11 protein-coding genes are annotated in these 13,642 nt (G+C 61.5%); 6 read left to right on the forward strand and 5 right to left on the reverse strand.

What is annotated here, in order from left to right; translation table 11 throughout:
• Window positions 1-160: 160 nt before the first annotated feature.
• Both AB4Z11_RS07320 and mctP read left to right on the forward strand, forming a co-directional pair.
• Window positions 161-340, forward strand: a complete 180-nt coding sequence (locus tag AB4Z11_RS07320) for a DUF3311 domain-containing protein (RefSeq protein ID WP_442023917.1) — start codon at window positions 161-163, stop codon at window positions 338-340.
• Window positions 340-1,836, forward strand: coding sequence for a monocarboxylate uptake permease MctP (gene mctP, locus AB4Z11_RS07325; protein ID WP_442023937.1), 1,497 nt, complete (start codon window positions 340-342; stop codon window positions 1,834-1,836). Before AB4Z11_RS07320 ends, mctP begins: the two co-directional genes overlap by 1 nt.
• A gap of 115 nt (window positions 1,837-1,951) precedes the next feature.
• On the opposite strand, the gene AB4Z11_RS07330 is transcribed toward mctP, so the two are convergent.
• Both AB4Z11_RS07330 and garD read right to left on the reverse strand, forming a co-directional pair.
• Window positions 1,952-3,154 carry a DUF4861 family protein gene (locus AB4Z11_RS07330; protein WP_442023919.1) on the reverse strand — a complete coding sequence of 401 codons (1,203 nt, stop codon included), beginning with the start codon at window positions 3,152-3,154 and terminating at the stop codon, window positions 1,952-1,954.
• A 12-nt stretch (window positions 3,155-3,166) separates the two neighbouring features.
• A complete protein-coding gene (gene garD, locus AB4Z11_RS07335) occupies window positions 3,167-4,717 on the reverse strand; it encodes a galactarate dehydratase (RefSeq protein WP_442023921.1) in 1,551 nt (516 codons plus the stop codon).
• A gap of 126 nt (window positions 4,718-4,843) precedes the next feature.
• Here garD and AB4Z11_RS07340 point away from each other — a divergent pair, with 126 nt between their 5' ends.
• From AB4Z11_RS07340 to AB4Z11_RS07355, 4 genes are all read left to right on the forward strand, one after another.
• Entirely contained in the window at window positions 4,844-5,545 is a 702-nt protein-coding gene (locus AB4Z11_RS07340; RefSeq protein ID WP_442023923.1) for a FadR/GntR family transcriptional regulator, read from the forward strand.
• Between the two features lie 105 nt (window positions 5,546-5,650).
• The gene (locus AB4Z11_RS07345; RefSeq protein ID WP_442023925.1) at window positions 5,651-6,361 is read left to right on the forward strand and encodes a rhamnogalacturonan acetylesterase; all 711 of its coding nucleotides are present in this window, start codon (window positions 5,651-5,653) and stop codon (window positions 6,359-6,361) included.
• 8 nt (window positions 6,362-6,369) lie between these two features.
• Complete coding sequence (locus AB4Z11_RS07350; protein WP_442023927.1) at window positions 6,370-8,208, forward strand: glycoside hydrolase family 28 protein; 1,839 nt, start codon at window positions 6,370-6,372, stop codon at window positions 8,206-8,208.
• Window positions 8,209-8,218: 10 nt separating this feature from the next.
• Window positions 8,219-9,622, forward strand: a complete 1,404-nt coding sequence (locus AB4Z11_RS07355) for a glycoside hydrolase family 88/105 protein (RefSeq protein WP_442023929.1) — start codon at window positions 8,219-8,221, stop codon at window positions 9,620-9,622.
• Here AB4Z11_RS07355 and pelA read toward each other — a convergent pair.
• The 3 genes from pelA to AB4Z11_RS07370 all read right to left on the reverse strand — a co-directional run.
• Window positions 9,616-10,860 carry a pectate lyase gene (gene pelA / locus AB4Z11_RS07360; protein WP_442023931.1) on the reverse strand — a complete coding sequence of 415 codons (1,245 nt, stop codon included), beginning with the start codon at window positions 10,858-10,860 and terminating at the stop codon, window positions 9,616-9,618. The genes AB4Z11_RS07355 and pelA overlap by 7 nt on opposite strands.
• The gene (locus tag AB4Z11_RS07365) at window positions 10,857-12,401 is read right to left on the reverse strand and encodes a DUF5060 domain-containing protein (protein WP_442023933.1); all 1,545 of its coding nucleotides are present in this window, start codon (window positions 12,399-12,401) and stop codon (window positions 10,857-10,859) included. Before AB4Z11_RS07365 ends, pelA begins: the two co-directional genes overlap by 4 nt.
• On the reverse strand, window positions 12,398-13,642 hold a 1,245-nt coding region (locus AB4Z11_RS07370), incomplete at its 5' end, for a glycoside hydrolase family 28 protein (protein WP_442023935.1). The genes AB4Z11_RS07370 and AB4Z11_RS07365, both read right to left, overlap by 4 nt.

The raw sequence follows: 13,642 nt of genomic DNA on the forward strand, positions 1-13,642 counted from the left end.
GATCTACCTCCGGGCAAGGTGACCGAAGTACGTTTCACTCCTCAGAAGGCGGGCAAGTTCGACTTCTTGTGCGATAACTTTTGCGGCAGCGGCCACGAGGAAATGTCAGGGCGGATCGTAGTGGTGGACTAAATAAAAACTCTCTAATAGAGGAGATGCCATGCGTATCCTGCTTCTGCTGCCCTTCCTCGGGCTGCTACTCACGCCTTTATACAATATCGAGGAACCCCGCTTGTTCGGCTTCCCATTCTTTTACTGGTACCAGTTCGCCTGGGTGCCAGTCACTTCCCTGCTGATCTGGATCGTTTATAAGAACGGCAAAAACAAGGGAGAGGAATGATGGACATGCAGATCAACTGGGTGGCGCTTGGCGTCTTCATCTTCTTCTTCGTGCTCGTCACTGTGATGGGTTTCCTGGCCTCCCGCTGGCAAGGCGGCGGCACTGAACACGGCGGCGGCGACCTGCAGGAATGGGGCCTGGGCGGCCGTAACTTCGGCACCTGGATCACCTGGTTCCTGGTCGGCGGCGACTTCTATACCGCCTACACCGTGATCGCGGTGCCTGCGCTGGTATATGCAGTCGGCGCCTACGGCTTCTTCGCCCTGCCCTATACCATCATCGTTTATCCGATCGTCTTCATCATCATGCCGAAGCTGTGGAAGGCATCGCACGCTGCCGGCCACGTGACGGCGGCGGACGTGGTGTATGGCCGCTACGGTTCGCGCTCGCTGGAATTCGCGGTGGCGCTGACCGGCGTGGTCGCCACCATGCCGTACATCGCACTGCAGCTGGTGGGTATGGAAGTGGTCATCAAAGCACTGGGCCTGACGGGCGAACTGCCGCTGGCTGCCGCCTTCATCGTGCTGGCCCTTTACACCTACTCCGCAGGCCTGCGCGCACCGGCGCTGATTGCCTTCGTCAAGGACCTGATGATCTACATCGTGGTGCTGGTCGCCGTGGTGCTGGTGCCTGCGAAGCTGGGCGGCTACGGCGCCGTGTTCAGCGCCGCAAGCGACGCCTTTGCTGCAAAAGGCGGCAACACCGGCCTGACGCTGAAACAGCCGCAGTTGCTGCCTTACGCCACCCTGGCACTGGGCTCCGCGCTGGCTGCCTTCATGTATCCGCATACGCTGACCGGTATCTTTGCCGCCAAGAGCGCCGATACCATTCGCAAGAATGCGGTGTTCCTGCCTGCGTACACCATCCTGCTTGGCCTGATCGCTCTGCTGGGCTTCATGGCTTATGCGGCACACCTGAAGGTCGCCACCAATAACGACGTGGTGCCGGCGCTGTTCAACGCCCTGTTCCCAAGCTGGTTCGCAGGCTTTGCCTTTGCGGCCATTGCGATTGGCGCGCTGGTGCCGGCGGCGGTGATGTCGATCGGTGCGGCCAATCTGTTCACCCGCAATTTCTGGAAGCCTTACGTCAATTCCAACGTCACGCCGGAAGGCGAAGCGAAAGTGGCGAAGATGGTTTCGCTGGTGGTGAAAGTGGGCGCGCTGGTGTTCATCCTGTTCCTGCCGACCAAGTTCGCACTGGACCTGCAGCTGCTGGGCGGCGTGTGGATTCTGCAGACCTTCCCGGCTGTGGTGTTCGGTCTGTGGCTTAGCTGGTATCGCGCACCGGCCCTGCTGGCCGGCTGGGCGACCGGCCTGGTGGCAGGCAGCTGGCTGGCACTGGCCGACGGCATCAAACCAGTGCACACCTATATGCTGGGCGGTGAAAGCTACACGATCTATACCGGCCTGGTGGCGCTGATCCTGAACATCATCGTCGCATCTGTCATCCAGCTGGCAATGGGCTCGCAAAAAGCCGGCGCACCTGCCAAGGCTTAAGCAGTAAGGGCGTGGCGCCGGCGCGCCACGTCAATCCCCCGGCGCCCACCAGCGCCATCGATATCCCGGAAGGTTAAGGCACCGCCGTGCGTGTGGGTTGCAGGACGGCTGTAGCTTACTTCGCCTCGGTGGCGACCTTGAGCGGGTTGCGTTCGCGCGTGACGAAATCCGCAACCAGCGCGCGCCACTGGTCCATGCGTTTGATGTCGGTGGCGCGGTTCCAGGCGGCGCCCATCAGGTAGTGCAGCGGCTCGCCCGATTTGACCTTGACCAGCAGCAGGGAGTTCTTGTCGTCCTGCGCGAAGGACGTGCTGCCGTTGGCAATGGCAATCGCCGTCCCAAAGTCGCCTTTGCTCTTTTGCTGCACCCATTGCAGCACAGCGCCGCTGGCCGCATCGTTGGCCACTTCCACTTTCGCATCCTGATCCTTGTCCGACGGCGTCTTGTTCACGCCGACAGCCACGGTCAGTTCAGGTTTTCCGAACTGGAAAACGCTGGTGACGCGGTCGAACTGCTGGCCAGCATCCAGCGAGATGCGCTTGGTTTCGGAAACGGCCACGCCGCCGCCATCCCAGGTTTCGTACGTCACTTCAAACACGGTGCGCACCGGACCGTTCGCCAGCACTTTCCACGTCGCGTAATTACGGCCGGCCCACAGGCGCTGACCATCCCAGATGCCGGTACCGCCAAGGCCGCGCGAAGTGCCGACGTTGTACATGTCCATCCCCTCGCCTTCATCCACGTGGTAATGGTCATGCCCCTTGTTGTACCAGCGGTCGACGATCGGATAGCTGACGCGCTTGAACCAGATATCGATGCCGCTGGTGACGAGGACTTCCTTGCCCGAGCCGGCCGGTGCCGGCGCGGCCAGCGCGGGACCGTACATGCGGTGGCCGATCCTGTCGTTCTCCCACGCGAAATCGTCCAGACGCTCAGGCACGTAGCGGCCGAAAGTTTTGGCCGGGAACACAGGCGCCACGCCGTCGATCTTCTCGACCGTGAAGTGCGCGGTCCTCTCGCCTTTCGCGAAATCGTGCTGGAACAGCAGCTCGCCATACGCCGCGCCGACGTTCTTCGGGTCCTTCAGCTGCGGCGCCACATTGGTCACCTGATAAGGCAGCACATTGCCCTTCTCGTCCTTCACCACGATCTGCTGCAGGCGCGCGCCCGGCAATGCGGTGTTCACGGAAGTCCACGGCACGGCAACCGTCTCGGAAGGACGCGGCGCATCGAGATCATTGATGACAGTGACAGTCATGCGCTCGGCAGCAGTCGCTGCCAGCGGCAAAGCGAGGGACAGGAAGAGCAGTTTGTGCATCGGTGTTTCCCTTTACGTTACGGGCGCCGGATTAAACAGGACCAGCGCGTTGTGAAGACGATGATGCTCCGCCCAGGTTTTCTTCCCGCTGGCGACATCAAGCATCAAATGAAATAACTCCCAGCCTACATCGGCAATCGTGGCGTCGCCGCTGGCGATGCGGCCCGCGTTCACGTCCATCAGGTCGTGCCAGCGGCGCGCCAGATCGTCGCGCGTGGCGACCTTGATCACCGGCACGGGCGCCAGGCCATACGGCGTACCGCGCCCCGTCGTGAATACGTGCAGATTCATGCCTGCCGCCACCTGCAGCGTACCGCAAATGAAATCGGATGCCGGCGTAGCTGCATAGATCAGGCCTTTCTGCTTCAGCTTTTCACCCGGCGGCAGCACGCCCGAAATCGGCGCGGAGCCGGACTTCACGATCGAGCCCATGGCCTTTTCGACGATGTTCGACAGCCCGCCCTTCTTGTTGCCGGGCGTCGTATTCGCACTGCGATCCACGCCGCCGCGCTTCAGATATTCGTCATACCATTTCATCTCGCGAATCATGGCGTGCGCCACTTCGGGCGACACGGCGCGCGCAGTCAGCTGGTCGATGCCGTCGCGGACTTCCGTCACTTCAGAGAACATGACCGAGGCGCCGGCACGCACCAGCAAGTCCGTCGCATAACCCACCGCCGGATTGGCGGTCACGCCGGAGAAAGCATCGCTGCCGCCGCACTGCACGCCTACCACCAGCTCGGATGCGGGCACGGTTTCGCGGCGGCGCTGGTCCAGCACCTTCAGATGTTCTTCTGCCTGCGCCATGATGGAATCGATCATCGACTCGAATCCGACATGTGCAGCATCCTGCAGGCAGACGACCGGCACGTCCGCATCCAGGCTGCCTTTGATCGGAATCACACCCCGCGGCATCAGGCGCTGTGGCTGCAGCTTCTCGCAGCCCAGRCTCACTATCATGGCCTGGCCGCCGAAGTTGGGATTGAGGCTGATATTGCGCAGCGTGCGGATCGGAATCACGCCGTCCGGCGCGTCGATGGCCACGCCGCAGCCGTAGCTGTGCTCCAGCGGCACCACATCTTCCACGTTAGGATATTTCGGCAGCAGCTCGGCACGGATGCGGCGTGCCGCGTGTTCGACCACACCGGCCACGCATTGGACAGTGGTCGTGATGGCCAGCAGATTGCGCGTGCCCACGCTGCCGTCCGGATTGCGGTAACCCTGAAAGGTATAGCCTTCCAGTGGTTCCATGACTGGCGCGGCGTGGCTCGCGATGGGAAGGTTGTCGAGCGCGCGCGCTTCGGGCAGCGTCACCAGCGCTTCACTGATCCAGCTGCCGGCAGGGATGTCGCGTGCGGCAAAGCCGATGGTCACGTTGTAGCGCCGAACCGGGTCGCCTTGTTTCAGGTCGGCCAGCGCCACTTTGTGCCCTTGCGGCACACCATCTTTCAGCACCAATCCGTTTTCCAGTTTTGCGCCACTGGTCAGGCCACCGTCATTTGCAACAATAGCAACATTGTCGTCCTCGTGCATTAGTATGATGCGTGGCGTAGAAGAGGTCATAATGGTGGCTTTGGCCCGTTTTCTTAAATTCAGTATGGCGGAAATAACTCACTTTGGCTAGTCCGCATTGCATATTTGGTCTGACCGCCTTAGAATCATCCCAACAGATACATGAAAAAAACAAACATGAACGCGACACCTAAAAAACTGCCCGAACTCGTCGCACCCGAAACCCGCCTGTACCGCCAGGTGGCGGACAAAATCCAGGCCATGATTGCCGATGAAGGCATCGCGGCCGGTGAGCGCCTGCCCTCCGAACGCGACTTGTCCGCCAAGCTCTCCGTCAGCCGCGCCTCCTTGCGCGAAGCGTTGATTGCGCTGGAACTGTCGGGCGTTGTTGAGGTGCGCGGCGGTTCCGGCGTGTATGTGAGCACGAAGAGCGAGGAAACGAAGTCGCTGTCCGAAGCAGGTCCTGGTCCGTTCGAAGTGCTGTCCGCGCGCCGCCTGATCGAATCCGAAGTGGCCGCCATTGCAGCACGGGTCGCAACCGATGGCGCCATCGACACCATCCTGCGTGCCGTGGAAGAGATGGAGCGCCATCACGACAACTACTCGACCAACGAGCACCTGGACCGCAATTTCCACCTTGCGATTGCCGCCGCAACGGGCAACAGTGCACTGGTTGGCGTGATGAATTATCTGTGGGACCAGCGCGGCCGCCTGTGGCACAAGTTGAAGGAACACTTCCAGACCGAAGAGCTGCGCAAGGAAACGCTGAGCGACCACCGCCAGATCTTCATGGCCATCGCAAACCACGATCCGGCCGGCGCGCGCCAGGCCATGCGCGCCCACCTGGAACGTGTGACGCGCACTTTCTCGCGCGGATAAAGATACTGACCGTGAGACCACGGCCGCCTGCGTGCGGCCCCCGTCAATAACGGCACGGAGTACGCGAGGTGCTCCAACATAAAACCAGATGGAGACACTATTTTTATGACCTCGCGTATTCCGCAATGGGCGGCCGCCCTCTTTGGTCTGGCCCTTTCCGCTTCCGCATGCGCCGCTGATGTGCGCGTAATCCTCGTCGGCGATTCGACCATGGCCACCAAAAGCGGCTATGGCGATGCACTGTGCGCCCGCTTCTCTCCCGCCGTCGAATGCATCAACCTTGCCAAAGGCGGCCGTTCATCCTCGTCCTTCCGCGCTGAAGGCTTGTGGGATAAGGCCATGGACCTGGTGCGCGAGTCCAGAGGCAGGCCAACCTATGTACTGATCCAGTTCGGCCACAATGACCAGCCGGGCAAGCCGGGCCGCTCCACGGATCTAGTGAAAGAATTCCCCGTCAATATGGCGCGCTATGCCCGCGAGGTGCAGGAGCTTGGCGCCACGGCGGTTCTCGTTACGCCACTCACGCGCCGCACCTTCAAAGGCGAGTATGTCGGCAATGACCTCGCGCCATGGGCCGCCGCCACGCGCAATGCCGCGCGGGAGACGCGCGCGCCGCTGCTTGAGCTGAACGCCGACAGCCAGGCCACCGTTCAGAAGCTGGGCCAGGACGAAGCCGACACACTGGCACAAGCGCCGAAACCCGATCCCAAATTCGACCGCACCCATCTCGGTGAAAAAGGCGCGCATCTGTTCTCCGGCATCGTGGCCGGCGAACTGCATCGTGCCGTCCCCGCGCTGAATAAATACTACAACTGAGGAGACGCATGCATTTTTCGAATTTTTCCCGCCGGGAGATGCTGAAGCTGGCGGCCACCGCCGGCGCAGCGATCGCCCTGCCGGCGCGCGCCGGGCTGTCGGGCGATCCGTGGCTGACCGCCGACGCGATCGTCAACCGCCTGAAACGTCCGCTGAATTTCCCCAAGCGCGATTTCCTGATTACTGATTTCGGCGCAGCGCCCTGCGCCACGCGCAAGGTGAAGGCCTGGGCGTCGCACGATGAACAGGAAATGCTGCCGACGCCGGTGGAAGACGCCAAGGACTGCTATGCCGCCATCAAGGCGGCCATCGATGCCTGTGTTGCCGCCGGCGGCGGCCGTGTCGTCATTCCAAAGGGCGACTGGTTCTGCGCCGGCCCCGTGGTGCTGCGCTCGAACGTGCATGTGCATTTGCAGGCTGGCGCACATCTGTTCTTCTCGCAGAAGCCGGAAGACTACGCCAGGTATGGCGATTACGACTGCGGCCCGAACGGCAAGCTGACGCTGTCGCGCTGGCAGAGCAACGACTGCCTGAATTACTCGTCCATGATCTACGCCTTCAACGAGGACAATATCGCCCTCACCGGCGAAGACTGGACTTCCGTGCTGGACGGCCAGGGCGGCGTTCCCTTCAACGCCGACGGCGAATGCTGGTGGACCTGGAAGGGCCGCAACCGCACCATGAACGCCGTGTCGCAGAACACCATTCCCGGACACAAGGCGGGCCAGCTGTCGCAAGTGACGCCGAATCCGCTCAATGCCCCGCTGTCAAAAGTGGCGCCGTGGCTGTCCGAGGCGGATCGCAAGCAGATCGAGGGCGAAGGCAATAAGTGGAGCCACGATGAGCAGTATCTGCCGGCACTGTCCGAAGCGGGCGTGCCTATCGGCCAGCGGGTATTCGGCAAAGGCCATTACCTGCGCGCGCCGATGATCCACCTGATCGGCTGCACCAATGTGCTGCTGGAGGGCTACCACGTCATCCACACGCCATTCTGGCAGCATCATCCCGTCCATTGCCGCAATCTGGTGATCCGCAAGGTACACGCCGAGAGTCTTGGCCCGAACAGCGACGGCTTCGATCCGGAGGCCTGCGACCACGTGCTGGTTGACCAGTGCACCTTCGATACCGGCGATGACTGCATCGCGATCAAGGCAGGCAAGAACCGCGACACGCAATTCGGCCCGTCGCAGAACATCGTTATTCAAGGCTGCACCATGCAAAGCGGCCATGGCGCCGTAACGCTGGGTTCTGAAATGGCAGGCGGCATCGAGAATGTGTTTGCGCGCGATCTGGTGTTCGAGAACAAGAACTGGGCGAGCAATCCGCTTAACACGGCGATCCGCCTGAAGACGAATATGAACCGGGGCGGCTATCTGCGCCACTTCTACGTGAAGAATGTGCGTATCCCAAACGGCGTGCAGATCAGCCCATCGTTCTATGCTTCTCTGCCCGGCTCTCCGATCGCTTCGCGCACCGTGGCCACGGCTGCCGGCGCTGTGGTGACTTTCGACTGCGACTACACCCCGACGGCAGATACGGTGCGGGTACGCCCACCGGAAGTATCGGATGTCCATATCTCGAACGTCACCGTGGGCAATGTCAGCAAGGGCGGCAAGAGCGGCTCCTGCTACCAGGCCGTAGTGATTCTTGGCCCGGTCGCCTCGGACTACAATGGCCCGCAACCCATGCCGAACGTGCTGCCGGTGCGGCGCGTGACCATCAAGGACTGCGACTTCGGCAATCCGGTCAACAAGGAACAACCGCTTTATCTGTACAACGTGCAGGGAATGAAGCTGGAAAACGTAACCATCTCCGGCAAGCGCACTGACGCTAACCTGTCGGCCTGAAAGGAAGCAAGTGAAACGCAATTACAGCCTTATCCTCGCTGGCGCGGTACTCGCCATGTCAGTCAACGCCGCTTACGCCGATGGGCCTTACCGCAATCCGGACAACAAGAGCCTGAAGGACGTTGGCGAGGGCACGTATCCCATTCCCTACAAGATGCCGCAGGTAGCGGAAATAACCGAGTCCCTGAACCGCATTCGCGCTTACATGGACAAGGTCACGCCGACCCGCGTGATCAGCAAAAAGACGGGGCAGCCGATCACCGATTTCAGCACGCCGGTAGCCGATGCGATCATCGAGCCTGCGCAAGGCGACTTCGGCATCATGGTCTACGAAATGGGCGTGGTGCACGCAGGCCTGATCAAGGCGCGCCAGGTGACGGGCGACGAACGCTTTACCGCCATGACGGAACGCCATCTGAACTTCGTCGTCCAGATGTACCCCTACTTCAAAAAGCAGGAAGAGATGTTCAAGCTGGAGCGCAATAACAGCTTTGCGCGCCTGATCGACCCGCGTTCGCTGGACGATGCAGGCTCCTACTGCGCCGCCATGATGCGCGCCCGCGCCAACAGGATCGGCCCGGATTTATCGCCGCAGATTGCCACCTGCACCGACTGGGTCGCCAACAAGCAGGTACGCCTGACGGATGGCACGCTGGCGCGCAACCGTCCGCAAGCCTGGTCGCTGTGGGGCGATGACTTCTACATGGGCGTGCCCGCGCTGGCGGAAGCCGGTCGCATGACGGGCAAGCAGGCTTACTACGACGACGCCGTGAAAAACGTGCTGAATATGTCGAAGTACCTGTTCAATGACCAGCTGGGCATTTACACCCACGGCTGGAATATCAACCATCCCGATGCGCCGCGCTTCTACTGGGCACGCGCCAATGGCTGGGCGGTGCTGGCCATGTCCGATCTGCTGGACGTGCTGCCTAAGAACCATCCCGGCTATCCGAAAGTGCTGGCGCAGTTGCGCAAGACGCTGAAAGGCGTGGCGGAACTGCAGTCGGGCGCGGGCTTGTGGCATCAAATGATCGACCGCAATGACTCTTATCTGGAGACGTCGGCCAGCGCCATGTTCGTGTACGGCATTGCACACGCGGTCAACGAAGGCTGGGTGAGCCCGACCACTTACGGCTCGATCGCGCAGGCCGGATGGCAGGCGCTTTCCGCGCGCATCAATGCGGAAGGCCAGGTGGAAGGCACTTGCGTCGGCACTACGTTCGCGGGCGACCAGACTTACTACTACAACCGTCCAACCAGCGTCCATGCGCTGCACGGCTACGGCCCGACCTTACTTGCCGGCGCCGAGATGATCCGTCTGATCACCAATCCGAAGATCGCGGTGGACTACAAGGTGCGCACTTATCACTACATGGATAAGGGCACCCAGCCCAATTACCGCGAACATCAATGATGCTTGCCTGACCAGGCCGCAAAGGCCTGGAGCGTTTTGGCGGGGCCGTTACCCCACCAGCCGTAGCCATTGCGGCGCTCCAGGCTCAGTTCATTGACGTCGTCGTGGATACTGCGGTCGCGGTCACCGAAAATCGGCTTCATGGTCGAAATATCGTAATAGCGCGACCACAGCGGGCCTGCGCCAGCCTTCACTACCAGCCTGCGGCCGGCATCCGGCGAGGCTGCCGTCCATTCCACATCAGGAACCGCTACGCGTTCCAGCCACGCGGCGCCGGCACGCACGGCTGCCGCAATGTCAGGCGACGGGTCGTTCAATCGCATCAGCACATCCAGCATGCGCGCCGTTTCGAAGCTGCTCAGCGCAACCGGCTCGAAATTGCGTGCGCCTGCGGGGACCAGCGTCAGCTCATCGTGCTGCTGGCACCAGCCTGTGCGCACACCGTTCACCACGATCTGAGACGCCAGGATGACGCGAATCGCCTTGTCCGCCGCGGCGCGCGCTTCGCCTGCCAGTTCAGGCGTGACGAAGGCATCGTCACCTTGCCGCGCAGCTGCATCCAGCAGCACTTGCAGCACATTGGAGAATGCATCGTCGTTGATCGTGATCGCGTCGTGATAACCGCCTTGCAGCGGATAGACTTGCGGGAATCCGCCGTTCGGGTACTGGGAATTGAGCAGGTAGCGCACACTCTTCACAAACGCCGCGCGATACGTCTCGCCTGCGGCGCCGGGCGCCTGCGCCTGCACGCGCGCGAGGAAGCGCAGCTCGGTGCTGGTCGCGTCGTTGTCGATGGTGCCGACGAAGTTCCAGGATTCCTTCGCGCCTTCGAAAGAGATGTAGTGCTGGCCACGTACGCGCACCGGACCGGATCTGTCCACGTTCTTGCCCCAGCCGCCTGCGGGCGTCTGGAAGCTGATGATATTGTCTGCCACGTGGCGCGCTTCCGGCGAGCCATACCAGGCTGCCGGACGATTCAGCGGCATGCCGCCGCCCGCCTTGCCGGACGGCGGCGCGGACGGAACAGGACCCACAATACGTTCGGCCGCCAACGCCGCCTGGTCCACGTCCAGCTGCGCTTGTGACTTCGCCAGGTAAGCGCGCCAGGCACCCTGCTCTGCCGCAGGCAAGCTCGCGATGCGTGCGTCGGTTAGCGGTTCTGCCGGGGTCATGTGGCCCAGCACCGCGGCATGCGCCGCCATCGGCGCGGCCAGGAGAACGAGAGCGGCGCGCTTCATGGCACCCTCACCAGCCGCACCGCCATGTAGGGCCGGCCAGGCAAAGGAATGCTGCGGCCATCCTTGTCGGCGAAGTAGTAATCGTCGTGCTTCCTGATCTCGAACACGCCATCCACCGGGGTGATCGTCATATTCCAGGTGTCGATCACCTCAGCGCGGAACTTCATGCCGTCCTGAAGGCCGGTCTTGAACAGCATCACAGGCCAGCTGGCCGGCTTACCGGTGCCGAAGTAGCCCAGATAGTATTGGGCATGTTTGCCGGCGAAGGGATAGTCCTGCCATTTGTCGATCGGCTCCAGTCCTTCAGCCGGACTCTCGCTCAGAATCTTGCGGAAGAAAGCAATGCGCTGCGGGCTCTGGCCACGCATAATGCCGCCTTTGGCCAGCCACATCATGCCGTTCGGCTCTTGATACGACTCGCTGTGGCCAACGTAAGTGCCGGCAATCGCGCCTTCCCAGAAACGCAGCACCATTTCTTCCGGTGTGAGCTGGCCCCAGCGGCGCGTGAAGTCACCTTCGTATTTCACCTCGTCGTACACAACAGGCTTGTTGTACACGTCCCGGAACAGCACCGCGCGTTCGAAGTCTTCGGCAATCGCGCCGCTTTGCAYGCTTACGTGCGTTACCCAGGGTTTGGTGTGGTTGTAGATGACGAAGGCGTTGTGGATCGAGCGTAGGTGCTGGTAAGGGTCATTGGTCTGGACGGTCTGGAAATAGCTGTCCCAGTCCGCCATCGTCTTCTGTTTCAGGAAGTCGAACTCGTTCGCCATCGACCACCACACATTGCGATAGGCCGACAGGCGCGCGACGATGTAGCGCAGGTAGCGCTCATTCACATCGGCTGGCATGCGGTCAAAACCCCAGAAACCCTTATCGTAAGGGTGGAACAGGATCAGGTCCGCTTCAATGCCAATGTCCCGCAACTGGCCCACACGCTGTTCAAGATGGCGAAAGAAGTCGGGGTTAAAGCGCGTGAAATCCCAGCCTTTGGGCGGCTGCCCGGCGAATGGGTAGCGCGGCGGGACGTTCTTGTCGTCGTGGTTCGGAAATACCGCCATGCGGATTTTATTGAATGGCGACGATGCCAGCGTTTGCAGGGTTTGCCGCTCCAGCGCGTCGGTCTGGTGCGCCCAGGCATAGCTGGTCGTGCCGACCTGCCAGAATGGCGTGCCGTCTTCGTAGGCGAAGTGCCAGGTGTTCTTCACATGCACCGGGCCATGGTTGCCCGCAGTCGGCGTGACCGCCGTGATGCTGCCCTTCCTGCCATTCAGCTCGGGACGGTTACTGCGCGTTTCATACGTCCACTCGCCGACGGTATCCGGCATGAAGCGGATCTTGTACTTGCCGTCGCCATCGTAGAAGCCCGGCACCTTCAGCGTGCGCTGGCCCTGGGTGAAAGTTGCGGAGATATCCACGTCCATGAAGGGATTGCCGGCACTCGGACCGGCCAGCTCAATCTCCGCCGTTCCCCAGCGCTCGACAGGCGCCGCTTGCGCAAGCCCGCACAGCGCCACCAGCAGCAACAGAAGTCGCTTCATCATACGTTGTACTCCTTGCCCGCAATACGCACCTTGCTCAATTTGAGTCCCTGCACGTTGTAGGTGAACCACGGCGCTTCGGCATTGCGCGGCGTGCCGAAATCCGAATCGCTCACGCTGATGTTCGACACCGGCAGAATGGGCGTACCGGCGGCACCGTTGAAACTTGCTGCAACAGGACCAAGAATGACCATCGCCTGATAGCAGGAGAAATCCCCTTCAGCCGTCTTGACATTGCTGACGCGGACATTAGAGATGTGCACGTCTGATACCGAGGGTGGCCGTGTGCGCACGCTGTCGTCGTTTGGCGCGTAATCGCAGTCGATGGTGATGACCGCGCCGCCGCTGGTCGATGCTTTGCCCGCCAGCGGAGAACCCGGCAGCGTTTTGTAGAAGCGTCCACGCGTCTGGACGCCGTTGGGCAGCGTTACGTCGCGCACGTAGAAGTGGCGCAGATAACCGCCGCGATTCATATTCGTCTTCATGCGGATAGCGGTGCCCAGCGGATCGCGCTCCCAGAAAGCATTGCGGAATTCGATCTTCTGCGCGTATATATGTTCGATACCGCCTGCCATTTCGCTGCCCAGGGTGACTCCGCCATGGCCGCAGTTCATCACGCTGTTCTGAATCACCATATTGCGCGTCGCGCCGTACTGCGAATCCTTGTTCTTGCCGGACTTGATGGCGATGCAATCGTCGCCGGTATTGAACAGGCAGCCGTCCACCAGGACCGTGTCGCAGGACTCGGGATCGAAGCCGTCCGAGTTCGGCCCCATGCTGTCCATGCGCACTTTGGAGAAATGCACATTGCGCGAATTAACGGGATGATGAATCCAGAACGGCGAATGAATCGCCTGGTAGCCCTGCATCAGGACATCTTCGCAGTCGATGAATTCGATCATGCTGGGGCGCAGATAGTGCCCCAGGCCGAACACTCGGCGCGCAACGGGGAGGCCTGCTTCGGACAGAATCGGCAGGAATGTACCGTCGGCGCGCCAGTTGACGTGCATCTGCGGGGCGTTCGGCACCAGCGACTCGGCGTTGTTCGGGTTGGGCACGTTCTGATTCATTGCCCCCGGCAGCGCGCCAGCCGGATTCATACCCCACCAGCCATTGCCGCKGCCATCTTCAAATGGCACGCCGGCCTGGCCGTCGAGAATACTGGTCCAGTCGTCGCCGGTCAGGGCGATGTTTTTCTGGCCGCGCGCATACACCAGCGGCGAGAAGTTCAGGCAGTCATTGCC

It is taken from the genome of Pseudoduganella sp. RAF53_2 (assembly GCF_052113985.1).
Lineage (GTDB): Bacteria > Pseudomonadota > Gammaproteobacteria > Burkholderiales > Burkholderiaceae_D > Rugamonas.

Coding starts and splice junctions, on each gene's coding strand:
- AB4Z11_RS07340 (WP_442023923.1), top strand. CDS start 4,844: ATGAACGCGACACCTAAAAAACTGCCCGAACTCGTCGCACCCGAAACC.
- AB4Z11_RS07320 (WP_442023917.1), top strand. CDS start 161: ATGCGTATCCTGCTTCTGCTGCCCTTCCTCGGGCTGCTACTCACGCCT.
- AB4Z11_RS07345 (WP_442023925.1), top strand. CDS start 5,651: ATGACCTCGCGTATTCCGCAATGGGCGGCCGCCCTCTTTGGTCTGGCC.
- AB4Z11_RS07330 (WP_442023919.1), bottom strand. CDS start 3,154: ATGCACAAACTGCTCTTCCTGTCCCTCGCTTTGCCGCTGGCAGCGACT.
- mctP (WP_442023937.1), top strand. CDS start 340: ATGGACATGCAGATCAACTGGGTGGCGCTTGGCGTCTTCATCTTCTTC.
- pelA (WP_442023931.1), bottom strand. CDS start 10,860: ATGAAGCGCGCCGCTCTCGTTCTCCTGGCCGCGCCGATGGCGGCGCAT.
- AB4Z11_RS07350 (WP_442023927.1), top strand. CDS start 6,370: ATGCATTTTTCGAATTTTTCCCGCCGGGAGATGCTGAAGCTGGCGGCC.